The sequence below is a fragment of the Marinobacter sp. B-12 genome (genome assembly GCF_056857915.1).
This window is the reverse complement of sequence record NZ_JBSXOB010000064.1, coordinates 14,240-39,672: the sequence shown is the minus strand read 5'-3', so window position 1 is coordinate 39,672 and position 25,433 is coordinate 14,240. Positions and strand designations below refer to the sequence as shown.

At 57.7% G+C, this 25,433-nt stretch carries 23 protein-coding genes; 10 read left to right on the top strand and 13 right to left on the bottom strand.

Translation table 11 applies throughout. The annotated features are described in order from the left end of the window. The first annotated feature begins 272 nt into the window (after positions 1 to 272). The gene (gene ppx / locus AC13D2_RS19020) at positions 273 to 1,784 is read left to right on the top strand and encodes an exopolyphosphatase (RefSeq protein WP_482939038.1); all 1,512 of its coding nucleotides are present in this window, start codon (positions 273 to 275) and stop codon (positions 1,782 to 1,784) included. Here the strand turns inward: ppx and AC13D2_RS19015 are convergent. Continuing rightward, complete coding sequence (locus tag AC13D2_RS19015; protein ID WP_482939037.1) at positions 1,781 to 3,736, bottom strand: ATP-binding cassette domain-containing protein; 1,956 nt, start codon at positions 3,734 to 3,736, stop codon at positions 1,781 to 1,783. The two genes, ppx and AC13D2_RS19015, sit on opposite strands and share 4 nt — an antisense overlap. Positions 3,737 to 3,784: 48 nt before the next feature. Between AC13D2_RS19015 and AC13D2_RS19010 the strand changes: the two genes are divergently transcribed. The 3 genes from AC13D2_RS19010 to bamJ all read left to right on the top strand — a co-directional run bounded on the left by AC13D2_RS19010 (position 3,785) and on the right by bamJ (position 5,511). Continuing rightward, positions 3,785 to 4,315, top strand: coding sequence for a TIGR02444 family protein (locus AC13D2_RS19010; protein WP_300499209.1), 531 nt, complete (start codon positions 3,785 to 3,787; stop codon positions 4,313 to 4,315). Further along, complete coding sequence (locus tag AC13D2_RS19005; RefSeq protein WP_300499206.1) at positions 4,309 to 4,695, top strand: DUF4124 domain-containing protein; 387 nt, start codon at positions 4,309 to 4,311, stop codon at positions 4,693 to 4,695. The genes AC13D2_RS19010 and AC13D2_RS19005 overlap by 7 nt, the downstream gene beginning before the upstream one ends. Positions 4,696 to 4,800: 105 nt before the next feature. After that, positions 4,801 to 5,511: a BamJ family beta-barrel-assembly machinery protein gene (gene bamJ, locus AC13D2_RS19000; RefSeq protein WP_300499203.1), complete on the top strand. Its 711-nt coding sequence runs from the start codon at positions 4,801 to 4,803 to the stop codon at positions 5,509 to 5,511. A 70-nt stretch (positions 5,512 to 5,581) separates the two neighbouring features. Here the strand turns inward: bamJ and rsd are convergent, their stop codons facing one another. Together rsd and AC13D2_RS18990 are read right to left on the bottom strand one after the other, a co-directional pair. Further along, complete coding sequence (gene rsd, locus AC13D2_RS18995) at positions 5,582 to 6,064, bottom strand: sigma D regulator (RefSeq protein ID WP_300499200.1); 483 nt, start codon at positions 6,062 to 6,064, stop codon at positions 5,582 to 5,584. A 105-nt stretch (positions 6,065 to 6,169) separates the two neighbouring features. Beyond that, complete coding sequence (locus AC13D2_RS18990) at positions 6,170 to 6,676, bottom strand: disulfide bond formation protein B (protein WP_273064516.1); 507 nt, start codon at positions 6,674 to 6,676, stop codon at positions 6,170 to 6,172. 161 nt (positions 6,677 to 6,837) lie between these two features. Between AC13D2_RS18990 and AC13D2_RS18985 the strand changes: the two genes are divergently transcribed. Further along, complete coding sequence (locus tag AC13D2_RS18985) at positions 6,838 to 7,290, top strand: flagellar basal body-associated FliL family protein (protein WP_292049208.1); 453 nt, start codon at positions 6,838 to 6,840, stop codon at positions 7,288 to 7,290. 36 nt (positions 7,291 to 7,326) lie between these two features. Here the strand turns inward: AC13D2_RS18985 and rmf are convergent, their stop codons facing one another. From rmf to AC13D2_RS18965, 4 genes are all read right to left on the bottom strand, one after another. Then, positions 7,327 to 7,539 (bottom strand): ribosome modulation factor, encoded by a 213-nt coding sequence (rmf, locus tag AC13D2_RS18980; protein ID WP_273064512.1) that lies wholly within the window; start codon positions 7,537 to 7,539, stop codon positions 7,327 to 7,329. Between the two features lie 153 nt (positions 7,540 to 7,692). Beyond that, entirely contained in the window at positions 7,693 to 9,246 is a 1,554-nt protein-coding gene (gene gshA, locus AC13D2_RS18975; RefSeq protein WP_300499191.1) for a glutamate--cysteine ligase, read from the bottom strand. A gap of 68 nt (positions 9,247 to 9,314) precedes the next feature. After that, a complete protein-coding gene (locus AC13D2_RS18970; protein ID WP_482939036.1) occupies positions 9,315 to 11,657 on the bottom strand; it encodes a Tex family protein in 2,343 nt (780 codons plus the stop codon). Between the two features lie 47 nt (positions 11,658 to 11,704). After that, positions 11,705 to 13,441 (bottom strand): GGDEF/EAL domain-containing response regulator, encoded by a 1,737-nt coding sequence (locus AC13D2_RS18965; RefSeq protein WP_292049205.1) that lies wholly within the window; start codon positions 13,439 to 13,441, stop codon positions 11,705 to 11,707. Positions 13,442 to 13,584: 143 nt separating this feature from the next. Here AC13D2_RS18965 and rep point away from each other — a divergent pair, with 143 nt between their 5' ends. The 3 genes from rep to AC13D2_RS18950 all read left to right on the top strand — a co-directional run bounded on the left by rep (position 13,585) and on the right by AC13D2_RS18950 (position 18,507). Then, entirely contained in the window at positions 13,585 to 15,603 is a 2,019-nt protein-coding gene (gene rep, locus AC13D2_RS18960) for a DNA helicase Rep (protein ID WP_292049203.1), read from the top strand. A 105-nt stretch (positions 15,604 to 15,708) separates the two neighbouring features. Continuing rightward, entirely contained in the window at positions 15,709 to 17,958 is a 2,250-nt protein-coding gene (locus tag AC13D2_RS18955) for a galactose oxidase early set domain-containing protein (protein ID WP_482939035.1), read from the top strand. A gap of 18 nt (positions 17,959 to 17,976) precedes the next feature. Further along, positions 17,977 to 18,507 (top strand): hypothetical protein, encoded by a 531-nt coding sequence (locus AC13D2_RS18950; protein ID WP_300499182.1) that lies wholly within the window; start codon positions 17,977 to 17,979, stop codon positions 18,505 to 18,507. 87 nt (positions 18,508 to 18,594) lie between these two features. Here AC13D2_RS18950 and AC13D2_RS18945 read toward each other — a convergent pair whose 3' ends face one another. Then, positions 18,595 to 19,008 (bottom strand): c-type cytochrome, encoded by a 414-nt coding sequence (locus tag AC13D2_RS18945; protein ID WP_300496226.1) that lies wholly within the window; start codon positions 19,006 to 19,008, stop codon positions 18,595 to 18,597. A gap of 195 nt (positions 19,009 to 19,203) precedes the next feature. On the opposite strand from AC13D2_RS18945, the gene AC13D2_RS18940 reads away from it, so the two are divergent. Next, a complete protein-coding gene (locus tag AC13D2_RS18940) occupies positions 19,204 to 19,536 on the top strand; it encodes a hypothetical protein (RefSeq protein ID WP_420390393.1) in 333 nt (110 codons plus the stop codon). Between the two features lie 10 nt (positions 19,537 to 19,546). Beyond that, positions 19,547 to 20,716, top strand: coding sequence for a phospholipase A (locus AC13D2_RS18935; RefSeq protein WP_482939034.1), 1,170 nt, complete (start codon positions 19,547 to 19,549; stop codon positions 20,714 to 20,716). Between the two features lie 233 nt (positions 20,717 to 20,949). Here the strand turns inward: AC13D2_RS18935 and AC13D2_RS18930 are convergent, their stop codons facing one another. The 5 genes from AC13D2_RS18930 to AC13D2_RS18910 form a co-directional block, all read right to left on the bottom strand. Then, positions 20,950 to 22,302 (bottom strand): phosphohexomutase domain-containing protein, encoded by a 1,353-nt coding sequence (locus AC13D2_RS18930; RefSeq protein WP_286811096.1) that lies wholly within the window; start codon positions 22,300 to 22,302, stop codon positions 20,950 to 20,952. A gap of 12 nt (positions 22,303 to 22,314) precedes the next feature. Next, positions 22,315 to 22,791, bottom strand: a complete 477-nt coding sequence (bfr, locus tag AC13D2_RS18925) for a bacterioferritin (protein ID WP_420390391.1) — start codon at positions 22,789 to 22,791, stop codon at positions 22,315 to 22,317. A gap of 121 nt (positions 22,792 to 22,912) precedes the next feature. Further along, positions 22,913 to 23,119 carry a bacterioferritin-associated ferredoxin gene (locus AC13D2_RS18920; RefSeq protein ID WP_007153573.1) on the bottom strand — a complete coding sequence of 69 codons (207 nt, stop codon included), beginning with the start codon at positions 23,117 to 23,119 and terminating at the stop codon, positions 22,913 to 22,915. 96 nt (positions 23,120 to 23,215) lie between these two features. After that, complete coding sequence (gene pepQ / locus AC13D2_RS18915) at positions 23,216 to 24,508, bottom strand: Xaa-Pro dipeptidase (RefSeq protein WP_482939033.1); 1,293 nt, start codon at positions 24,506 to 24,508, stop codon at positions 23,216 to 23,218. Next, the gene (locus tag AC13D2_RS18910) at positions 24,501 to 25,415 is read right to left on the bottom strand and encodes a LysR family transcriptional regulator (RefSeq protein ID WP_286811072.1); all 915 of its coding nucleotides are present in this window, start codon (positions 25,413 to 25,415) and stop codon (positions 24,501 to 24,503) included. Before AC13D2_RS18910 ends, pepQ begins: the two co-directional genes overlap by 8 nt. Positions 25,416 to 25,433 lie beyond the last annotated feature (18 nt).

The window sequence follows — 25,433 nt, the reverse complement described above, 5'->3', positions numbered from 1 at the left end:
TTCCTAAATTATTGTAAGCCTTACTTTACGCGATTGGTCAGGCGGATGTGAAGCGCTTCGTTCCACCCCGGCACTTCGGATTACCCTCACCCTGAGCATTGACGCCCCATTGCGTTACACCGCATATCGCTTATAGTAATCCCCAGGCATAGTGGTTAACGTCCGCCTTGCCCTGACAACAATGGTTACATGAACGCTGCCGTGTTTCCGGCATGCATTCTTTCAAGCTCCCTTCCCTCTATTTAGGGCCTGGCAGAAGGAATTCAATACACGTGACGGCCAACTCTTCCGCCACCCCGCCAGAACTGCTCGCTGCAATCGACATGGGCTCCAACAGCTTCCACATGGTGGTCGCCCGCCTGGTTCACGGGGAGATCCGCACCTTGGAGAAGATGGGGGAAAAGGTGCAGCTCGGTGCCGGGCTGGACAGTCATAACCGCCTCACTGAAGACGCCCAGGAGCGCGCCCTGGCCTGCCTTAGCCGTTTTGCCCAGAGGCTGCAGGGCATGCCGCCGGAGGCGGTCCAGGTGGTGGGCACGAACGCATTGCGGGTGGCGCGCAACGCTCATGAATTCATGACCAGGGCGGAAGAGGTGCTGGGATACCCTGTGGAGATCATCGCCGGCCGGGAGGAGGCCCGTCTGATATACCTGGGCGTGTCACACACCCTGTCGGATGACAGTGGCCGGCGCCTGGTGATTGATATCGGGGGCGGCAGTACCGAGTTTATCATCGGAGAGCGCTTCGAACCCCAGGAACTGGAAAGTCTGCACATGGGCTGCGTGTCGTTTCGCAACCGATACTTTCCGGACGGCAAGATCACCCGCAAGCAAATGGACAAGGCCGTTACCCACGCCGAACAGGAACTGCTCAACATCCGTCAGCACTTCCGTAGCAAGGGCTGGCAAAGTGCGGTGGGGTCATCCGGCTCGATCAAGGCAATTGCCAGTGTGTTGACCAGCCTCAGGATCACTGACGGCACAATCACCCTCGACGCAATGATGGAACTCAGGACCCGACTGGTCGACATGGGCAAGGTTGAGAAACTCGGCGACCTGGGCGTCCGCGCCGACCGACAAAGTATCTTCCCGGCGGGGTTTGCGATTTTGATGGGCGCATTCCAATCGCTGCGGATAACGGAAATGACGTTCGCCGACGGCGCGCTGAGGGAAGGCCTGCTGTACGACATTGCCGGCCGGATTCAGCACGAAGATGTGAGGGTACGAACGATACAGGCCCTCCAGGAACGCTACCACGTAGATCAGGATCACGGCAGCGCCGTGGAGCATACCGCCATCGCGGCCTGGAAGCAGGTGGCCGACGCCTGGGCGCTCAACACGGCAATTGATGAAGAGGTCCTGCGCTGGGCCTGCCGGCTGCATGAAATCGGCCTGACCATTTCACACAGTCAGTACCACAAACATGGCGCCTACCTGTTGCGGTATTCTGACCTTCCCGGCTTCAGCCAGCAGTTCCAGCGCGACCTGGCAACGCTGGTTCGCGGACACCGGCGCAAGTTCTCTTCCGCCATTTTCGACGGGCTGAACCCCGAAGACGTTCCCCGCCTGCGCTACCTCTGCGTACTGGTTCGACTGGCAGTGCTATTACAGCATCCACGGAATCATGAGCAGCCACCCGAATTCCGCCTGCATCCGTCCAACAACGGTCTGGCCCTGGAATTCACTGCAGGATGGCTGGATGAACGCCCGCTGACCCTGGCCGATCTTGAAAACGAACGGGATTACCTGGCCAAACAGAGTTTCACCCTGGAGGTGAAGTTCTAGGGCGTTAGCTCTGCCTCGAGGCTCTCGACCGTTTCGCTGATTTCGAGCCATTCGGCTTCTACCTCTGCCAGACGACTCTTTGCTGTGGCTTGTTGCCCCAACAGATCCTTTAGCTTCTGCTTGCCCTGATCGGCATAGAGCTCCGGCTCTGAAAGGTTCTGTTCCAGCGTCACCAGCGTAGACTGGAGCTGGTCCATCTCTTTCTCCAGCGCACCCTGTTGCTTGCGATAGGGGCTGAGTTTCTGGCGAATGGCTGCTTCCGCCCGTTTTCGCGCCTTGCGATCGTCGGCGTTCTCGCCAGCACCGCCATCCGCAGCCAGTGCCTCATCACCAGTTGTCTGGGCTCCGCCACTTTCTCTGCGTGGCGCTTCTGTTTCGTCCTTACGACGGTCCGCCAACCAGCGCTCGTAGTCTTCCAGGTCGCCTTCGTATTCCGTGACCCGCCCCTCGTTAACCAACCAAAAGTCATCGACCGTGTTGCGCAGCAGGTGACGGTCGTGGGAGACCACCACAATCGCCCCCTCAAAGTTTTGTAGCGCCATGGTCAGCGCCTGACGCATTTCCAGGTCCAGATGGTTGGTGGGTTCGTCCAACAGCAACAGGTTGGGTTTTTGCCAGGCAATCACCGCCAACGCCACGCGGGCCTTTTCGCCACCGGAGAATGAGCGGATAGCACTCAGGGCCTCGTCGCCGTGGAAATCAAAGCCTCCCAAAAAATTACGGACACTTTGCTCAGAGGCTTTCGGAGCCAGCCGCTGCAGGTGCAGGAACGGGCTTGCATCCAGGTCCAGCGACTCCAACTGATGCTGGGCAAAATAACCGATCGCCACGTGTTCTCCCGTGGTCCGCTCACCTCGTAGCAAGGTGCTTTGCCCCCGCAGGGCATCCATCAATGTGGACTTACCCGCGCCGTTAGGACCCAAAAGACCGATGCGACTGCCCGGAAGCAGAGACAGGTTAATACCTTCGAGCACAACGGCGTCTCCATAACCGGCCGCGCCGTTACGAATCGACATCAGCGGATTGGACACCTTGTCAGCCACCGGAAACTCGAAACTGAACGGAGAGTCGACGTGGGCCGGAGCAATTTTCTCCATACGCTCCAGCGCTTTAACCCGGCTCTGGGCCTGACGGGCTTTAGTGGCTTTTGCTTTAAAACGATCGATGAAACGCTGAATCTCGGCGATTCTCGCCTGCTGGCGCTCATACCCGGCCTGCTGCTGGGCAATGCGCTCACTGCGCTGGGTCTCAAATGATGAGTAATTACCCGTATACAGGTCCAGCCGCCGCTGGTCGAAATGCACCAGGTGAGTTGCCACACGATCCATGAAGTCCCGGTCGTGGGAAATAAACAACAGGGTGCCCTCGTATCGTCGCAGCCAGTTCTCAAGCCAAAGGCAGGCGTCCAGATCCAGGTGGTTGGTAGGCTCATCCAACAACAGCAGGTCAGACGGGCGCATCAACGCCTGGGCCAGATTGAGGCGTATCCGCCAGCCACCGGAAAACGAAGACACCGGCCGATCGGCGTCGGCATCCGAAAACCCCAAACCTCTCAGCAACGCTTCCGCGCGGCGCGGCGCAGACCAGGCTTCGTGGATGTCGAGCTCGCCATGAATGCGGGCAATGCGGTGATCGTCACGCCGCTCTTCTGCGTCAGCTAGCTCTGACTCCATGCGTCGCAGGTCGTAGTCGCCATCCAGCACAAAATCCCGGGCTGTGCGGGACGAGGCGGCCACTTCCTGAGCCATGTGGGCGATTCGGCACCCACCGGGCAGAGAAGCACTGCCCTGCTCCGGCGCCAGCTGACCCAGCAATAATTGGAACAAACTGGACTTGCCAGCACCATTGGCGCCCACTATCGCGACCCGTTGGCCGGGTTGGATAGTCAGGTTGACGGCTTCTAGCAACCAGACGCCACCTCGTTGTAAACTAAGATCGGTTATCGTAAGCATAACGTAATGGTATCAAGGAACGTTTGAGAAGGAACCGGCCTGGCCCCTATGGCGTGTAGCGGTAGCAAGATACCTGAGGATGCAGACCCGGAAAACCCATTGTGGCGGTTTGCCTGTCGTTTCTGGGAATCCTCCGCGGCACGGGAGGCGTGCCTTCGCCTGCAGGATCGTGGCTGGAGTGTTACCCGGCTTCTCTGCGCGGCGTGGCTGGCCACGTCAGGCAAGGTGTTGCCTGGCACCGAAAGCGCGCAGGTAACCGCATGGCGGCGCGACGTCACGGAGCCGCTCCGATCAGTGAAGAAAACCATTACGAAAAATAATCCCCGCACTGCTATGGTAAGAGAGTGCATTGCCCGTAGCGAACTTGAAGCGGAGCGGGTGGAACTGGCCCTGGCCTATCAGGCCCTGATTTCAAACAAACATACAGGCAGCGGTGAGGTAACAACGGCCAATCTGGCCCTTAGCAACTTGCTCGCCGCAGCACCAGAGAAGACAATGGATAACGAGACCGGCAGCTTGCTGGACATTTTGACCAGAGAACTGTCGACACTCGTTGAAGGAGATAACAAGCCATGTTGATGAAATGGCTAATCCGGCTGGCGTTTCCCGCTCTCGGCGTCCTGGTGGCACTGATGTTTTTCGGACTGAATGACCCTGCCGAAACCACCAGCCAACCCGCAAAGGCCGAAACCAACGCGGAAATTCCCGCGTTTGAGGGCCTGGTTCCCTCACCGGTTCCGACGGAGGGGCCCGACATCGTCTTCAAATGGAAGGATAGCGATGGCAGTTGGCATTACGCTGACAAGCCGCCTGCGCAAGGCCCCTGGAACGCGTTGGCGATAGAGCGGTCTGAAAGCAAGAGCGTACGCCCGCCCGTGTCCGACTCGGAAACCGATTGGCAATCGCCCTACCGCGCACCTTTTTCGCTTGGTCCCAACACTGCCAATAACGGTAGTTGAGATTACGCCCTTCCTTAACACATGTTCAGTGGCATCTGGCGACAGAACCCGTTACCTTCTGTGCGTTCCCGATCATTCAATGCACGCTTAACTAAGGACGATGTAATGAGAAAAACCCTGATCGCACTGACCGTGGCCGGTGTCATGGCAGGCTGCTCTTCTTCCCAGGAAGCGGTTCCGGAAGATCCGGCGCTGGAATCCACGGATGAAAAAGTCAGCTACGGCATGGGCCTGGTCATGGGCCAGAGAATGAGCAACGACTTGCCGAACCTTAAAATGGAGCAATTCCTGCAAGGCATTCAGCACGGGCACGCCGGCGATGAAGAACAGTCGCGAATGAGCCGTGAGGAAATCCAGGAAGCCCTGATGGCCTACCAGACCCAGCTTCAGGAGCAGGAGTCGGCCAAGACGGAAGAACTGGCGAAGAAAAATCAGGAAGCCGGGGAACAGTTCCTCGCAGAAAACGCCAAACGCGATGGCGTCAAAACCACGGAGTCCGGTCTGCAATATGAAATCCTGGAAGAAGGCGATGGCGAAAAGCCAACGGCCGAAGACCGCGTACAGGTGCACTACACCGGCGAGTTGATCTCAGGCGAAGTATTCGACAGCTCACGCGAGCGTGGCGAGCCGGTCACCTTCGGCCTGAACCAGGTCATACCGGGCTGGACAGAAGGACTGCAACTGATGCCTGAAGGCAGCAGGGCGAAACTTTACATTCCTGCGGAACTGGCTTATGGGCCTGGAGGAAACCAGAGGATCGGGCCCAACGAGACCCTGGTCTTTGACGTGGAACTTCTTGAAATCAACCCGGAATAAACACGCCGTTTGACAACGGCTACTCCCCCTGTTTCCTGTTGGAATCGGGGGGAGATTTCCAGCCTTCACCTCAAGCCGACGACATCACCTTGTCAGCGTGGGCATTATGCAGATGCTCGATCAGGAAATCTTCCATTTCAAACCGGCTTTCCAGGGTTTCACCAAGTTCTGATAGCTGCTGGAACAAGTCGCGAACTTCACTCTCTGTCAGCGACTGACCGTTCAGGCGATCATTGAAATTCAGTGCCGTTTCCGTGGTCTGCTCGATTTTTGGGTACAGTTTTGCCGCCAGTTCCAGTCCACCGTCGTTGAATTCACGAGCTTCCTGAATCAATTGCTCGTATATCTCGAAGTGCCCTGCCGACACGTAATCCACCAGCACCTCACACAGCTTGATAAACTTCGTGCGCAGCGCATCCGTCTGGGAATAGTCCGTCGTACCGGACAGATCGCAATAGTGTACCAGCAGTTCCTGCCTTTCTTTCAGCCAGCGATCAATCAGCTCGCTGACGCCACCCCAACGCTCCCTGGCATTACGGCAATTATCCAACATGACGCCTATCTCCGGTTACCGGGTTCTGGTTTGATTCCTGTTGTGTCGGAACTCAAGTGTGTCGAAACTCAAGTTACCCCATGCCAGCGGTCCGTCGCAACCGTTTCATCCCTGTATCCATTCCGGCTTCGTTGGGGGCCGGAACAGCATCACCAGGCCGACAATCACCAGCAACGAGAAAAAGATGGCCGTCCAGCCAGGAATACTCAGCCCCAGGAAACGCCAGGTCACTTCGGCGCAATCACCCGTGCCTTTCAGCGCCGTGGTCAACACCTCCATCCAGGGCAACACATCCAGCATGTAATCCACTGATGGCCCGCAGGCCGGCACCTGATCCGCCGGCAGGCTTTGAAGCCACAGTTGTCGACCCGCCATCGCCAGGCCAGCACCTGCACTGACGGACAACAACACCCCGTAGACCCTTGCACCGACCCCATGGGGGCCGTGGAGCGCTGCCAGGAGGCTGACGAGGCCGGCGGCCATAAAACCGAATCGCTGCAGCCAACACAGAGGACAGGGTTCCAACCCCATAACATGCTCCATGTAGAAGGCCACACCAAGCAGCCCGGCGCATAGCAGGAATATCAGAAAGAAAACGGCTCTGGAGTTCAAAGGGGTACCTCGGGTCAACGTTCAGGTCAGCCTGTCTCCCGCCTTGGGCGGTAAAGCATCGGATGCTGCAACCGCGCATCGAGCCTGCTATTCTCCCAGCATCAGGTGGCGGCTGCGTGCGCCCAGCTACTTAACCTTAAACCAATACGAACTTCAAGCCTATGACACTTAAGCCAAAGTACGTTCTGCTGGCCCTGTTTTTTGCCTTCCCCCTGGCTCCAACCGCCTTTGCCCAAGAGGACGAAGGGGGCGACGAGACACAGGAAGAGCAGGAAAAGGAACCAGCAATCACGGACTACATCGAAATGGATCCGCCCTTTGTCACCCACGTGGGGGAACCAGGCACCAAACTGACCTACCTGAAGGCCGCGGTTACTATCAGGGCGTCGAAGGAAACCACTCGTCCAGCGGTGGAGGCACACATGCCCCGGCTCCGTCATGAGCTGGTGATGCTGTTCGGGGAGCAGACTGACGCAGAACAGTTGTCCTCGACTGAGGGACAGCAGTCGCTGCGCGAAGAGGCCACGAAGAGAATAAATACTGCACTGGAAGAGCAACAGACCGGTGAGAGCATTACCGGTGTGCTGTTTACGGAGTTCGTTGTTCAGAAGTAATACAACGGCCGGGTGAGCAAGCGGCAGGCGCAGGTATCAGGCGATGCGGGAGAACAGGTCGTCGGCCGGCCGCGCCTCGCTGGCAACCTGTTCAGCGTCTTCCCATCCGGCTTCCCAGGCGGCAACAACAACTTCTCCGCGATAGGGACAGCGGCTGCGCTCCATGCCCATAGAGGCGGCCATATAACCCTGGCGATAGGCTTTGTTCAGGGACTCAACATCCCATCCCAACTTGAAGTCTCTGGCCATACCGGTTCTCCCTTTACCTGTAGCCACCATCGGATGCTGCCATTCTGTTTGCAGAAATTAACAGCGCGAACAGACAGTGACAAACGTTTATTACGTTTCTGTGCGACAGGTCCGGGGAGAGTGTGACGCCCGACCGGCAGGGGCACTCCCGGTTCAGGATTGCAGGTATTGCTCCAGAAATTCTCCGAATGGCTGGTTTTCGGCTTGCTCCATTTCATCCTGCTCGGACAGCGAATCGGCGGTCATCTTTTCGAACGCCGCCATCACATCCGGCGACAAGCCTTCTTCTCGTAGCGTTTGCTGGTGCTGCCTGGACATTTCCAGCCCCCATTCACGATGCCCCATGCCGGAGGACTCCATGGCTTCAAGCACCTTCGCTGAAGGTAACTCACGCGGATCGTCAAGCTTGGCACGCTGGTCATCCAGCGCTCGCCGATAGGTGGAATCTCCGTTCAAGCTGTCCAGCTGCTCTGCAAGGGGGGCAAGACGATCCATCAGGGCAATGGCAGCGTCACCAACCCGGCCCTGTTCACCGGAGCGACAGATCGTCAGATCCGGATTCCGGCCCCGAGCCACCACATCCTGATAATTGTCATCCAGGCGATCACATTCGTCATCGTCAATGCGGGGGCCGTCTGACAGCAAGCAATCCAGCAGGAACAGGTCAAGAAAATCGATCTGGCTTTCGTTGACGCCAACCGGGGAGAACGGATCCAGGTCCAGACAGCGCACTTCGATGTACTCCACGCCCCGTGACTCCAGGGCCTGTATCGGCTTTTCCCCTCGCTCGGTGGTGCGCTTTGGCCGTACGGCACTGTAGTACTCGTTCTCAATCTGCAGCACGCTGGTGTTGATCTGGATGAATTCGCCGTTGCGCCGGGTTCCCATTTCTTCGTAGGCTGGCCACGGCGTGTGAATCGCCCTGAACAGGGTATCGGTGTAGGTCTTCAGTTCATTGAAACAGATGTTGAGCGATGCCTGAGCGTTGTTGTGATAGCCCAGATCGCCCATGCGCAGCGATGTGGCCTCGCGGCCATACCAGGTATCATCGCCGAACCGGCTCAGATCATGACGTACGCCTGCCACAAAACTGGCATCAAGCGCTGGTGACGCTCCAAACAGCAGCATCAGCAACCAGCTGCGACGGCGGAAATTGCGGATCAGCCAGAAATACTGGTCCGACTTGAAGTCCTGCAGGCTTTGCTGGTTACCAAGAGCCTCCTGCCAGAGCCTCCAGAAGCTGTCCGGCAGCGACAGGTTATAGTGGGCGCCGGCAATGCTTTGCATCATGCGTCCGTACCGCACGGCCAGCCCCTGGCGATACACATGCTTCAGGCGACCGATATTGGCAGTGCCATACTCGGCAATGGGAATGCTCGCGTCGCCGTCCAGCTCACACGGCATACTGGCTGCCCAGAACACCTCATCCCCAAGATTGCACTGAACGAACCGATGGGTATCCCGGAGCGAATCGAGCATCCCTCGTGTGGTATCGAATACCGGTGTAATCAGTTCCAGCAAGGCCTCGGAGTAATCCGTGGTGATACGCGGATGGGTCAGTGCGGAACCCAGCGAGCGGGGGTGCGGAGTCTGTGCGATAAAGCCGTTGCGATCGACCCGCAGGCCCTCTTTCTCAACGCCTTTTCGGAATCCGGCCCATTGGTTGGCCGTGAACTGCTGAAAAAGCTGATGGCGGGATTCACCCATGAATGACTCCTGCTTGAATGACCGCCGGGAACACCGGCGGTCATTACGGTAGTGTGTAGCGGCGCGGGTTAACGGCCGTCTTTTCGGGCCGACGCCAGAGCCTGTGCCAGCGCTCCGGCCATGGCACCCTTTTGCCCGCTGTCTGCGCCCTTGTGGCGATCATTTCTAGCGGAAGGCTTGCCACCTCCATCCCGTCGGTTACTGCCGGACCCTGCGCGGTTGTCAGATTTCTCCCCAGGCTGGTCATCCATACGCATGGAAAGCGCAATCCGCTTTCTCGGGATATCCACGTCCATCACTTTCACCTTGACGATATCCCCCGCCTTGACCACTTCCCTCGGATCCTTGACGAACGTGTTCGACAACGCAGAGATGTGCACAAGGCCATCCTGATGCACGCCGATGTCCACGAACGCGCCGAAGTTGGTCACGTTGGTGACCGACCCTTCCAGCACCATGCCCGGCTTCAGGTCATTGAGGGTTTCCACCCCTTCCTCAAAGCTGGCAAAGCGGAACTCCGGCCTGGGGTCACGCCCCGGCTTCTCCAATTCCGTAATAATATCCTTTATGGTCGGCAGACCAAACTGTTCGGTGACGTAGTCCTGCGGGTTCAACGAACGCAGGAAATCGGCGTCTCCGACAATACCTTCAATCTTACGGTTATTCTGGCGGGCAATGGCTTCAACCACGCCATAAGCTTCCGGGTGCACCGACGAGCGATCCAGCGGATTGTCGCCCCCTGCAATGCGAAGGAAACCGGCCGACTGCTCAAAGGTACGATCACCTAGGCGGGACACTTTAAGCAACTGCCTGCGATCACGGAACACACCATTCTGATTACGAAAATCGACGATGTTCTGGGCAATGCTCTGGTTCAGGCCAGACACCCGTGCCAGCAGGGGGATGGATGCGGTGTTGAGATCCACGCCAACACCGTTAACACAGTCCTCTACCACGGCGTCCAGGCTGCGGGCCAGCTGCACTTGAGACACATCGTGCTGATACTGCCCCACGCCGATGGACTTGGGTTCGATCTTCACCATTTCCGCCAATGGATCCTGAAGCCGGCGGGCGATGGAGACCGCTCCACGAATGGTCACATCCAGGTCCGGCAGTTCGCGGGAGGCGAATTCAGAGGCGGAATAGATCGAAGCGCCCGATTCACTGACCACAATCCGCGCCAGCTTCAGCTCCGGGTAACGCTTGCTCAGGTCCGCGACCAGCTTTTCGGTTTCACGGGACGCGGTACCGTTACCAATGGCCACCAGCTCAATACGGTACTGCCGACACCAGTTCGCCAATTGTTCGATCGACTGGTCCCACTGGTTGCGGGGCGCGTGCGGGAAAATACCACCGTGGCCCACCACCTGGCCGGTGCCGTCAATGATAGCCACCTTCACACCGGTGCGCAGGCCGGGGTCCAGCCCCAGTGTGGCTCGGGGACCGGCCGGAGCCAGCAATAACAGATCCTTGAGGTTGGCGGCAAACACATTGATGGCCTCGGTTTCTGCCGCTTCCCGCACCTGGGCCATGAGGTCGGTTTCGATCTGAGTGGACAGTTTTACCCGCCAGGTCCAACGTACCACTTCCGACAACCAGCGGTCGGCCGCACGGCCGTTGTCACGGATGTGCCAGCGCGCGGCAATGCGCTGTTCCGCCGGATGGGGCTGGCGACGGTCGTCTTCAGCATCGCCGACAACGATGGAATAGGTGAGCATGCCTTCATTGCGACCCCGCAGGATGGCAAGCGCACGGTGCGATGGCACCTTTTTCAATGGCTCGACATGGTCGAAGTAGTCGCGGAACTTGGCGCCTTCATTTTCCTTGCCGTCCACCACGGTGACCTTGAGCTGCCCCTGCTGCCAGATAAAATCACGCAGCTCACCCAGAAGTTCCGCGTCCTCGGCAAAACGCTCCATCAGAATGTAGCGGGCACCATCAAGTGCAGCCTTGGTATCGGTAATACCGGCCTCTTGATTGATGTAGCCTTCCGCTGTGCTCTCTGGCTCCAGCGTGGGGTCGTCATACAGGGTGTCGGCCAGGGGCTCCAGACCGGCTTCACGGGCTATCTGCGCCTTGGTCCGTCGCTTGGGCTTATACGGCAGGTAGAGGTCTTCCAGGCGGTTCTTGGTATCCGCCGAATCGATGCTGGCACGTAGCTCATCGGTCAGCTTGCCCTGCTCCTCAATACTGTTGAGGATCGTGGAACGGCGGTCTTCCAGCTCCCGCAGATACCGCAGACGATCTTCCAGAGACCGTAACTGGCTGTCATCCAGCGAGCCGGTGACCTCCTTGCGGTAACGGGCAATAAAGGGAACGGTGGCGCCACCGTCCAGCATTTCAACGGTGGCATTCACCTGCTGTTCACGAACACCCAGTTCGTCAGCAATGCGCCTGATGATACTGTTCATGCAACCTCATCTGATGCTTACGAGTCAAAGCGCAAAGGTACAGCGGCTTATTGCTGCAGGCAAGCAGTGCGGCTACGGTTGTCCAGGAATTGCACAAGATCTGCCCATGGCATGGGGCGGGCGTAGTAGTAACCCTGAATTTCATCACAGTGTTGCTGTCGCAGGAACTCCAGTTGTCCTTCCGTCTCCACCCCTTCAGCCACCACGCTGATCTGCAGGCTGTGAGCCAGGCTGATAATGGCACGAATGATATGCTCCGCGTCGGCAGACTGCCCCAGTTCCTGAACGAAAGACTTGTCGATTTTTACGAGGGAGATGGGCAGGTGCTGAAGGTTGCTGAGTGAGGAGAACCCGGTTCCGAAATCATCCAGGGCGAAACTGATACCCAGTTGATTGAGCTCCCGAAGACATCGCTGGGCATATTCCGGGTCGTGCATCATGGCACTTTCCGTGAGCTCCAGCTCCAGCAGGCTGGTGTCGACATTGGCATTGAATATAATGCGAAAAATGGTCTCGGTCATCTTGCGATCATGGAACTGACGGAACGAAAGATTCACCGCAAAGACCAGCCCCGGATGCCCCAGATCCGAACACTCCTGCAGACGCTTGCAGGCCTGCTCAATCACCCAGTAGCCGATAGGAACGATCAACCCGCTGCGCTCAGCCACCGGGATGAATTCATCCGGTCCCACCAACCCCCGTTCCGGATGATTCCATCGGAGCAGGCACTCCACCCCCCGCACTTCCTCGGACGCGAGATCGATGCGCGGCTGGTAATACACTTCCAGTTCATTGCCCCGCAGCGCATTGCGGAGATCCGCCTCCAGGCGCAACTGGTATCCGGCCGTTATGTGCAACTGACGATCGTAAAATCGATAACTGGTACCGGGGTCGCGCTTGGCCTCAAACATGGCGCGGTTGGCTCGTCGCAGCAGGTTCTCCGGGCTGTCACCTGCTTCCGGATAGGTGGCCACGCCGAGGCTGGCACTGACGACGACGTTCTGACCATCAATGCCGAATGGTTCACCCAGCGTGGTTACGAGCTTGCGGATGATCTGGGTAAGATCCAGGGAGTCTTCCACCTTTTCGACAATGATCGCAAACTCGTCACCACCAATTCGCATCAGCGAATCCACTCGTCGCAGATTGTGTCGCAGCCGTTCCGCCAGCTTCAGCATGATCTGGTCACTCTTCTGATAACCGAAGGATTCATTGAAGCTGCGGAAATCATCCAGATTGATGTGCAACAGTGCCAACCGCTGGCCGGCACGCTCAGCCCTCAGCAGCGCCTGTTGCAGGCGATCAAAGAACAGGTCACGGTTGATAAAACCACTGGCCACTTCCCGACCCAACTGGCCGTGAGCGGACTCCGAGAGCTGTTGTCGGTACCAGAGGCAGCGTACCGCGCGACGCAATCCCCACTCCTCCAACGACTGGCGGCTTAAATAGTCGGAAGCGCCATTGGCAAGCAGATCACCAGCACGCTCGGAGGCCGGCTCGGCGCTCAGTGCCAGTACCGGTTTCTCGTTGCTGGACACGGACAGATACTGCAGGAACGCGTCTTCGGAACCGCCATGAAACACGCAGTCCCAGAGGATAACGTCAAAGTGGGTATTGCGAATCAGATCATCGCAGTCGATAAGATCCGGGCACCAGGTCAGGTCCGGTTCCATTTCACGATCACGTGACAGGAGCGCGCCCAGCCAGAGAAAATCCGAATACTCCGGTGTCAGCACCAGCAGCCGCACATGGCTGGGGTTGGGTTGTTTTACTGCCAGGGTCATCAAGAAGCGTCCCGTTCCTCGTGATCGAACATCTCCATCCCATCAAGAATAGCTGATAGATCGTCAAGGTACAGCAAGTCTGCCTGGTGTAGAATGTCTGCTTCCCAGGTTGTCTCGGAATTTCCCGGATTGGCGCGAATATTGTGAACAAGCTCAACCCCCGACAGAGTGAAGCCGTCCGCTACGCGGAGGGCCCCATGCTGGTGCTTGCCGGTGCCGGCAGCGGCAAGACCAGTGTAATCACTCGCAAAGTGGCTTACCTGATCGAACATCTTGGTATTCCTGGACGACACATTGCCGCCGTCACCTTCACCAACAAGGCAGCCCGGGAAATGAAAGAGCGGGTCGGACGCCTGGTGGACCGCAAGCTGACCCGCGGCTTGATTGTCTCCACCTTTCACAACCTCGGGCTGAACATGATCCGCGAGGAGCACGAGCACCTGGGCTATCACCCCGGCTTTTCCATCTTCGATGCGGAAGACGCCAAGGCCCTGCTGCAAGACCTGATGATGCGCGAGGCCAGCGCGGATGCCGGCGACGAACTGTCTGACGTGCAGATGACCATCTCGTCCTGGAAGAATGCCATGCGCAGCCCCCAGGATGCCTGGAGTCGGGCCGCCGACGAGCGGGAGCAACGTATAGCCATCATCTACCGCCACTACAATGAATACCTGAAAGCCTACAATGCGGTGGATTTCGATGATCTGATCCTGCTGCCGGTACAGCTGTTCCGCGACAATCCGGAGGTGTTACAGAAATGGCGGCGAAAAATCCGCTATATGCTGGTGGATGAATATCAGGATACCAACCTTTGCCAATATGAGCTGGTCAAGCTGTTGGTGGCGGAACGGGCCGCCTTTACCGTCGTTGGTGATGATGACCAGTCGATCTATGCCTGGCGCGGTGCCCGGCCTGAAAACCTTGTTCAGCTCAAGGAAGACTTCCCTAGCCTCAAGATCGTCAAACTGGAACAGAACTACCGTTCCACTGTGCGCATCCTCCGTTGCGCCAACACGGTCATCGCCAACAACCCCCACGTGTTCGAGAAAGCCCTGTGGAGCGATCATACGATTGGGGACGAGCTAAGAATCGTCCGCTGCCGCAATGAGGACGCTGAAGCCGAACGGGTGGCCACGGAAATCCTTGACCAGAAACTCAAGAAAGGCCTGGCCTTTCGGGACTTCGCCGTGCTCTATCGGGGCAATCACCAGGCGCGGCTGCTGGAAATGAAACTTCAGGCCTACCAGATTCCCTACCACATCTCAGGTGGCCAGTCGTTCTTCTCCAAGAACGAAATCAAGGACGCCATGTCCTATCTGCGTCTGCTGGTGAACCCGGATGACGACGCGGCGTTCCTTCGGGTCGTGAACGTGCCTCGCCGGGAGATTGGCCCCCGCACGCTGGAACAGCTCAGCCATTACGCCCGCTCTCGCAACGTCAGCCTGTTTCGTGCCCTGGGTGATATGGGCGCCGAAACTCACGTCACCGAGAAGGGGCTGGACCGCCTGCGGCGCTTTGCACACTGGGTGGACACTACCTGCGAGCGCCTGCACCGCGAAGATCCGATTCCGGTGATCAAGCAGCTGTTCACCGACATCGAGTACGAGGAATGGCTACACCTGCATTCCGGCTCGCCGAAACAGGCAGAACGACGGATGGAGAACATCTGGTACCTGGTGGAATCCATCCAGCGCATGCTGGACGACGGCAAGGGCACGGCCGACGAAATGGGCATTGAAGACGCCATCAGCCGGCTTATCCTGCGGGACATGATGGAACAGCGCGAAGAAGAGGACGACAGCGACAAGGTCCAGCTGCTGACCCTTCACGCCTCAAAAGGCCTGGAATTCCCCCACGTCTTCATCATGGGTCTGGAAGAGGAAATACTGCCTCACCGCTCCAGCATTGAGGAAGGCAATGTCGAGGAAGAACGGCGACTGATGTACGTGGGCATCACCCGAGCCCGGGAAACCCTGACCCTTAGCTTTGCCGCCCAGCGAAGACAGTACGGAGAGAAACTGGAAACCATTCCAAGCCGGTTTCTCGATGAACTGCCCGAGGCCGACCTGAGATGGGAGGGCACCGGCGACCTGGACGTGGAAGCCAACCAGCAAAAAGGCAAGGCCACCCTCAGCGCGTTGCTTGGCGACCTGGGGAACTGAATTTCACGTTTTTTCACAATCCCTGCAACTTTATGACCTCCTGATCCGTAACTGCCCAGGGGACTCCGTTCCCCACGTACACAAAAACAACATCAGGAGGACATTATGTCCCGTCTATCCAACCGATTGTCGACCGTCACCGGCTCACTGCTGCTGGTGGCTGCCGGGTCGACACCCGTCAACGCTGGCCTTCTCGGCAACCTTCTTGGCGGATCCGCAGATAATTCGTCAACGCAGACCGAAACATCTGCAGCACAGAAGGGCGCATTCAGCGATCCCTTTGCCGAGCCCACCATCATCGTGGATGGAGAAGAGATTCAGACCGATGAGAAATGCATCACCCGAAGTGACGGCATGGACGAATGCAAGCCTGCCGCCGGTACCATGGCGCTTCTCAAGGATGGACGCCTGCTATACCTGAATGCTCTTGAAGGCACGGAAAACGTCGAGCTGTCGATCGTCGCCGAATTCGGCGAAGTATCCGTCAACGACCAGACCCGTGTCTTGTCCCTCGACGAAAACGACAACCCATCCTGGCTGAAACCAACACCCCTGGATGCCGGCGCTAACCCGAACGGTAACGACAGCGAAACCCTGCTCAACGGCACGGACCTGGATGGACTGATCGATACGGCCGACAACACCAGCAAGAATGACGGTGCGCTTTTTTGTTCTGACGTGATTGGGCTGGCCAATGGCAACGTGATGGCCGTTGGCGGCACGGACTACTATTCGGAGCCAGGCATTGACGGCCTACCTCTGGGGGTTGCCGAACTGGAGGGCATCAAGAACTCCAGAATTTTCGACGAAGAGACGAACACCTGGAGCCAGAGTGGCGATATGGCCTTCGGTCGCTGGTATCCGTCGCTCGTTACCATGGGCAATGGCAACGTCTTCGTCGCCAGTGGTGTCACCAAGCTGCTGAAGCCAGTGTACCCGGATGAGCCACTGAACAGCGGACGCAACGTGGTGCAAACAGAAACCTACGACCCCTGCGCCGGCGCCTGGACGCAGAACCCGTCTACCGCTGATCGCTCCTTACCGCTCTATCCACGCATGCACCTGCTGCCGAATGGACACATCTTCTACAACGCTGGTGGCCAGGCCTTCAACCCGTTCGGCCAGGGTTACGACCAGGCATTGTGGAACATCGTTGCCAGTTTCAACCCGGATACTCAGCGCTGGAACGACATTGGCTATGCAGGTCTCCCACTGAGACTGGATGAAGCCGGGCTGGGTCAGTTGAGCAGCACCCTGAACATCACCAACCTGTCTCTTGATCAGGTCGGCTCACTGCTTGGCGATGTTCTCGACTCGCCCACGGATTTGCTGACCAGTGCGGCCGATCTTGGAGTATCCGAAGAAGATCTGCGCATGGCGATCGCCGGTGGTATGCGGGGCTCCACGTCATCCACCATGTTGCCGCTGAAACCAGATGCCAGCGGTAACTACAACGAAGTGGAACTGCTGACCGCGGGCGGCGTGCCCAGTTATGCAGTACTGACGAACCCCGGCGGCTACCTGCCCACCGACCAGACCCGCATCGATACCGTCACCACCAACGGCGACGAAATCGGCTACGAGTCGCGTTTGGCCGGTCCACTGAATCAGCCTCGCTGGTACGGCACAAACGTTGTGATGCCCGACGGCACCGTGATGGTGTTCAGCGGCGGCAATCGCGACGGTGTGGTAGCGCCCGGCCTCGAAGGCCCGATCCGCACCGCCGAGCGGTTCAACCCGGAAACCGGAGAATGGACGGAAATGGCTACTGGCCACCGTGCCCGCACCTACCACAACACTGCGGTACTGATGGAGGACGGCCGCGTTATGGTTGCCGGCCACTCACCAATCAATACCGCTTACCTGACGTTCGTGGATCTTCAGGATTTCGGACTCGCACCCTATGACGGCCGCGATCCGAGTTTCGAAATCTACACCCCACCCTACGCCATGCGGGACGACCGCCCCACAATTAGAAGTGCACCCAGCAATCTGACCATTGGCGACCGATTCAACATCAAGGTCGACCAGGTGGATCAGATCGACAAGGCACTGCTGATTCGCCGCACGGTCATGACCCACGTCATTGACGGTGACCAGCGCACCATTGAGCTGGTCATGGAGCGGGGCCCTGGCAACAAGCTGACTCTGACCATGCCCGACAACCACAATGTGGTGCCCGCCGGCGAATACATGCTGTTCGTCAGCAAGGACACCGCAGATGGCCGCGTGCCCTCGGTGTCTGCACCGATCACTGTGGTGAATGAGAGTCTCGCCTGCATGGCGCCCACTCAGGTGGCCAGTGACACCACCACCAGCGGTGGCATCATTGAGTCAACCCTCGAGTTGCTGTAACCGTCAGGAGAATTGTTTATGAAACACATCGAACAGATCGGAGCTCGCCTGGCGGCCCCGGTGTTGTTCGGCCTGGTGTCCCTGTCGGCCTCCGGGCTGGCAGGGGCCCACGGTGCACCGGAGACAAAGGACGTTCCGGACGGCATCGTAAAGGCCCGAATAGCACATCAGCCCGACATTCCCGGACTCAGTGCGATCATTCTGGATGCGCCGCGTCCAGGCATATTGCTTCGATACAAAGGTGAAGAACCTCTGACCGTATTAGGCACGGACGGAGAGGCGTTTATACGATTTACCCGAACCGAAGTCACCGTTAATACCGACAGCCCGAGCTGGAAAGCGCTACCAAACCAGTCAACGGAAACGAGCCAGACGTCCTGGGTGACGATGTCTCAATCCGGCGCTTTCGGCTGGCTGGACTCCCGGCTCAACGTTCTGCATGACAGCGACAGCGCAGACGGGCCCAAAACCTGGTCAATTGCAGTGACAACGACCAAGCGCGGCACTGATCGCATCGAAGGGGAACTGACCTATACGCCCATTCACTAACGGGCGAAAATTCCGCTAACCACCAAAAAAGCCCCCGTATTATCGGGGGCTTTTTTGGTCTACCGACCGTAGTCAGGAATACAGTTGCTACTGGCTGGCCTCAACCATGTGTTTGACGGCGCTCTCGATTTCCTCATCAGAGCACCCGGAACAACCGCCCTTGGCCGGCATGGCATTGAAGCCGTTGATCGCGTGGTTGACCAGTGTGTCCAGTCCTTTTTCAATACGGGGTGACCATGCGGCTGTGTCGCCCTTCTTGGGAGCGCCTGCCGCGCCAGTGCTGTGGCAGGCGGTACAGGCTGCATCGTAAACGTCACTTCCAGAACGGGGGCCCGAGCTTGCGCTTGCAGTTGGAGCGGCTGCCTGCCCGCAGTCTTCACCCTGAACGCACACTTCGCCAACCGGGGCAATGCGAGCACGAATTTCATCTTCAACATTGGCCATTACGGCACCTGCGGTCAGGCCGAAACCAAGCAATACGGCAGCCAGGACTCTCTTCATCATCACAATGCACCTCACAATTGGGCGTTATAATCGTTAGTGCCCGCATTATAGCGACTGCGGCAAGCCAAAAAAACCAAACTGCAAAATGAACCCCCGATTTCAATCAATTTTCGTTGCCATTTCGTAAGTCAGAGGGCTCCGAAAGCACTTTCCGGGTACCATGCACCAAACAGATACCGAGGGTTAGAATGTATGCCTGATACCAACCAGCCACACCCGTGGCGCAAGCCATTACTGATCACCGAGTTTACGGCGGTAGCCGTACTGCTGGCGTCCATGGGCTGGTTTTCCAGCCGTGCGGCAGAGGGCGCTGCACTGAGCCCTGTGTGGTTGTTGATCCCCGCCGCCGCGAGCCTGGCGGTATTCATCAGCTTTATCGGGCTGATGTACCTGCGCTGGGTGGTTGCAGCGGCTGCGGAACGCAAACCCCGGCACAAAATCGTTTTTTCCCTGCTGGTGATGACGCTGCTCGGCGTATGGGCTTACGGCGTCGCCAATACCTGGATCAGTGTTTCCAACGCATAAGGACTGGACCATGCCTGTCGTTCGCCGCTATGAACTTTTGGGGTTTTCTGGCTTGCTGTTGTCTCTTAACCTGTTCCTTCCCGGCACGGTCAGCGCGCAGGACGAGCCCCCCGATGATCGGAATTTTGAGGGGGTGAAGTCGGAGGAGTGCGCCCTGATCAAGGATGGCGTACAGCGCCTGGCGTGCTATGACGCGATCAATGATCCCGCCACGGCTCGAAACGGTGCCTCTGACGACAGCCTGGAAGCCATCGACAAATCAACAGAAGCACTGCAGTACAGGGACGCGACCAGCGCAGAAGATGGTGATGCCACTTTTGAGGGTGTCAAAAACACTGCTCAGAGGAAGGAAGGCGAAGACACCGGCGTGATGTCGGCGATCCTGAGCCGTTATATGGCGGCCGAGAAGGCTATTTTTTCGTTCTCAGGCAGCTTTGTTGGCCATCGGCCGATGTACATCCTGCCGTTCAGCTACATGAAGAATGCCAATCGTAACCCCACGAATCCGAGACTCGGCGCAGCCGACTACGACTATGGCATCGATAATCAGGAGGCGAAGTACCAGATCAGTTTCAAGGTACCCTTGCTGACCGGTTGGCTGGATCAGCGTACGACACTATGGTTCGGTTACACCCAGAAATCGTTCTGGCAGGTGTATAACACGGATGACTCAGCGCCGTTCCGGGAAACCAATTATGAGCCGGAGATCTTTGTGCGCTATGCGACCAATTATGATCTGGGGCCTGGCAGGCTGAACGGTGTCACGCTGGGCTTTAATCATGAGTCCAATGGTCAGTCGGAACCCCGCTCCCGCAGTTGGAACCGGATCGTGGGGTCGGCGGCGTACAGCTATGATCGCTGGCTGTTCATCCTTCAGCCCTGGTATCGACTGCCGGAGGATGACAGCGAGGACGACAATGAAGATATTGAGCGCTATCTGGGTTACGCGAACTATATGGCAATCTACAAGTGGAGTGAGGATCGGACGCTGTCGCTGAAGCTGATGAACAACTTGCGGTCAGACAACAAGACGTCTGTGGAGCTGGGTTACAGCTTTCCGATGGGGGATACGATCAAGGGGTATATCCACTATTACAATGGCTATGGTGAGAGTCTGATTGATTACAATGAGCGGATTCAGCGGATTGGTATCGGGGTTATGTTGAACGACTGGCTTTGAGTTATTTGTGACTTTTGGCGCAAGGCCGGTTGGGGCGATATCTGTTCAGAAACACGCTCCTTGCGGCACATCCATGTGATGCTTGGGCACTCGTGCAAGACCAATCAGGCGGATAGTAAGGCCAGAAACACGCTGTAAATACGTCCCTGTACGCTTGGGCTCCGCCATCCATGGCTCCGCACAGTTTCTGGCCTTACTATCCGCCTGATTGGCCCCATACTTCTATGGCAGCCTTACTTGTTCAAACGCTCCATTTCTGCCAATAACTCTGCGGTCTTTTCCTTCATCAACGAAATATCACCACGGGATTCCACGTTCAGGCGCACAACCGGTTCAGTGTTGGACATGCGGAGGTTGAACCGCCAGTCGTCGAATTCGATGCTGGCGCCGTCGACGTGGCTGACACTTTTGGCGCCGGGGCTGTATTTGGCCTCGATAGCGGCAATGACCTTGGGGGGATCATCGATGGTGCGGTTGATTTCGCCGCTGGCCGGATAGGCCTCGATGCGTGCGTCTATCAGGGAGGACAGGGTCTGGCCGGACTGGCACAGGCGTTCGGCGACAAGCAACCAGGGAATCATGCCGCTGTCGCAGTAGGCGAAGTCGCGGAAGTAGTGGTGGGCGCTCATTTCGCCGCCGTAGACCGCATCTTCGTCGCGCATGCGTTGCTTGATGAAGGCGTGGCCGGTTTTGCTTTCGATGGCTTTGCCGCCAGCCGCGTTGACCAGGTCGATGGTGTTCCAGGTCAGTCTTGGGTCGTGGATGACTTTGCCACCGCCGGTTTTTCGGAGGAACTGGTCTGCCAGCAGGCCGACAATGTAATAGCCCTCGATAAAGCGGCCGTTTTCGTCGAAGAAGAAGCAGCGATCGTAGTCGCCGTCCCAGGCAATGCCCATGGCAGCACCGTACTCAACAACCGCATCCGCGGTGGCGGCGCGGTTTTCTTCCAGAATGGGGTTGGGGACGCCATTGGGGAAATGACCGTCGGCCTGGTGGTGCACTTTGATGAAATCGAACGGCAGGTGTTGCTCCAGCTCGTCGATCATCAACCCTGCCCCGCCGTTGCCGGCGTTGACCACGATGGTTTTGGGCTTGAGCGATCCTGTCGTTATGTAACCCAACAGGTGATCGATATAGGCGGTCACTACTTCCAGCGGCTCATACCGTCCCTGTTCCGGGGCATCGCCGAAAGGCTCAAGCACACGGTCGCGGATATCATTCAGGCCGTTGTCGGAACTGATAGGGCGCGAGTCCGGCCCCACCATCTTCATGCCATTGTGATCCCGCGGATTGTGGCTGGCGGTGACCATGATGCCGCCGTCCATTTTGTAATGGCTGGTGGCGAAGTAGACCAGCTCGGTACCACACAGGCCAATGTCGAAAACGTCGGCTCCGGCGGCCATCAGGCCGGAGCAGAGGGCGTCGGCGATGTCTCGGCTGGACAATCGAATGTCGTAGCCGACGATGACCCGCTTGGCGCCGGTCACTTCCACATACGCGCGACCGATGCGCTCGGCCAGTGTCGGATTAAGCTGATCCGGCACCCGGCCGCGAAGGTCATAGGCTTTAAAGCAGGACAGATCCATTGTCACTGATGTTTACTCCGCGGCGGACGATTGAAGCTGGATGTAGTTCTGGATGCCCATCTTGCCGATCATGTCGAGCTGGGTTTCAAGCCAGTCAATGTGCTCTTCTTCGCTGTCGAGAATGCCACGGAACAGTTCACGACTGGTGTAGTCCTTCACCTGCTCACAATGAACAACCGCATCTTTCAGATCCTGATGGGCAATCATCTCCAGCTTGAGGTCGCAGGAAAGCATTTCTTCGACGTTTTCACCGATCAGCAGCTTATTGAGATCCTGGAGATTAGGCAGCCCTTCCAGAAACAGGATGCGTTCGATCAGCAGATCCGCATGCTTCATTTCATCGATGGACTCTTCGTATTCCTTTTCCGCCAGTTTGGTGATGCCCCAGTCTTTGTACATGCGGGAATGGAGGAAGTACTGGTTGATGGCGGTCAGCTCGTTGGCGAGCACTTTATTCAGGAACTGGATGACTTTCTTGTCGCCTTTCATGACGGATCTCCTTTCGTGAGTGTGCGATCCTTACAAGGATAGTCTTTCACACGGGGAGAAAAAATCACATTTAGGAATCAGATGCAGGCAAGAACGGATTCCGCTCCATCAAACCTGTCCTTCAGGCGGGCTGGGCTAACATGTCAGCCATGGCCAGGTAGTCTGGAGTTCGGCTTTCGCGGAGAATTTCCCGTGCTGTGCAGGCACAGCGACCACATTGCGTGCCAACACCGAGCTCCTTGCCAAGCTGACGCATGGAACTGACGCCATTGTCGGCGGCTTCACGGATTTCTCGGTCTGTCACACCATGGCAAAGGCATACGTACATAGGATCATCTCACTAACGATAACAAAGCTAGTGATAATTATTGTCATTTGCATGCGGCTTTGCAAGCCCAAAGAGCGATTTTTGTGCAAAATCTTTTTAACCGTCCGCCTCACGGGTCAGGTTCCGGGCTCCATCGGGTGTGACAACGACATTATCCTCAATGCGGATACCACCGCAGCCTCGCAACTCATCAATCGCTGAACGATTAAAATTCTTGCCAAGTGGACCGTTCAATACCGGGTCCAGCAATGAAGGAATGATATAGAACCCCGGTTCGATGGTTACGACCATGCCTGCCTCCAGGGTCCTGGTCAGGCGCAGGAATGGGGCGTCTGATGGCGACGACGCTTTCTTGCCAGCGACGTCATGCACCTGAACTCCCAGGAAATGGCCAATACCGTGCGGGAAAAACGCCCGGGTAACGCCCTGCTCCACCAGGGTTTCGTCGTCCACCCCCTGAACGACTCCGGCGGCATTCAACAGAGCCGCAATGCCTTGGTGGGTCTTGCGATGGATCGCCACATAATCCACGCCAGGTGCAACCATTCCGCATAGCCGCTGCTGCAATTGCTCCAACCCCTGAATCAACGCGGCGAAACGCCTTTCCCCTGCCCCGGGCGTGGTGCGGGTAATGTCGGAACAGTAACCGCGGAAACGCACACCGGCGTCTATAAGAAGGCTGCGGGGGCGCACAGGCGCTTCGGTGTCATAGTACTGGTAATGCAGGGTGCCGGCGTGTTCATTCACGCCGATGATACTATGGTACGGCGCCTGGGCTTCACGTTGCCCAGTCGCCTGCTGGTAGGCCAGGTTTATTTCAAACTCACTGCCTCCGTCCAGAAACGTCTCCCGGGCCGCCCGGTGGCCCTGCATGGCAATGAGGTTGGCACGGGCCAGGCAGGCTATTTCATAAGGGGTCTTATGCACCCGGGTTTCGTCCAGAGCGGACAACAGGCCCTCCGGATTATGCTCACCATCAACCCCGGACAACTGGGACGGATCGCCCACAACGGCAAGCCGGCCGTTGAAGTCCATAACGGGCGGTTCCCGACGATCGCTGAAACATACCTCCATCGACTGCAGCCAGGGCTCGTCCGGCAACTCCGGGGTGGCATGCCAGAAGTCCACGGGCTGATAAAGGCTGAGTATCGGCTTTTGCCCGGGCCGAACAAGTAACCAGCTGTGTTCCTGCCCGGTCAGCCCGGTCCAGTGCAGGAAGGGGCCAAAACCCTGAAAATGCCACCCCTGGTCGTCACCGTAACGCACGGGGGCAGCACCGGAACTGATCAGCAGACCGTCATAGCCCTGCTCGGCGATAGCCTGTTCGTAACGCTGCTGAAGCGTGCGGATATGATCCGTCTGCAGTGACAGTAACTCGGTGTCAGACATGCTTGTTTTCCAGTTTTTTCCAGAGGGTTAACAGATCGTCGGAACGGGGCTCACGCAGGCGGATCAAACGGATCTCCAATGGCACGTCGCAACGCTTGTCCCCGGCCCGGGTGAGGCTGCCAAAACGCTCGCTCTTTTCCGTCATTCGTTGCGGCAGCCACCCCATGCCAAAGCCCTGTTTTACCAGCGCCTTGATACTGGCCGACTGGGTATTTTCATTCAGTGGCAACAGGTTGGCTGGCAGCTTGCGCCTGTTCAGGTGGCCCTCAATGGCAGACTGCAGAAACCCCCGGGAGTGATAGGCAATCAGCGGGACGGGCTGCTCTGGCGTGCCCGGCAGCGCAAATCGTGGTTGCCCGTTTTCATCGGCCACACTTACAGGCACCAGAAACTCCCTGGCCAGCGTCACCCACTCGTAGTGGTCCTCGCTCAGATGATCTTTCCAGGGCAGATCCTCGTGCCAGTAGCACAACACCAGGTCACATTCGCCATTATCCAGCGCATCCAGAAACTGCTCTCCCACCCAGCTGGTGGCTTTCAGGTTCAGCTGCAGCCGCTCAGCCAATCCCTCCTGCTGTGCCCACCCCTGATAGAAATGCGAAAACAGCCCCTGGGTTGACCCCACGCTGATCCGGGCAGACGCCTCGGACTCCATGTCACTGATCCGGTCTTTGGTTTCACGAACGTCCCGCGTTACGCGCTCGCACAGCTCAACAAACGCCTCCCCTGCCGGAGTCAAAGACAGCGGCAGTGTCTGGCGGTTGATCAGTGTTGCCCCCATGGCTTCCTCGAGAAGCTTGATGCGGCGGCTGAACGTCGGCTGGCTCACATGCTGCAGTTCAGCGGCACGTGAGAAATGACGCGTTCGGGCCAGCGCCATGAAGTCTTCAAGCCAGCGTATTTCCATGGTGTTACCAGCGTCGGG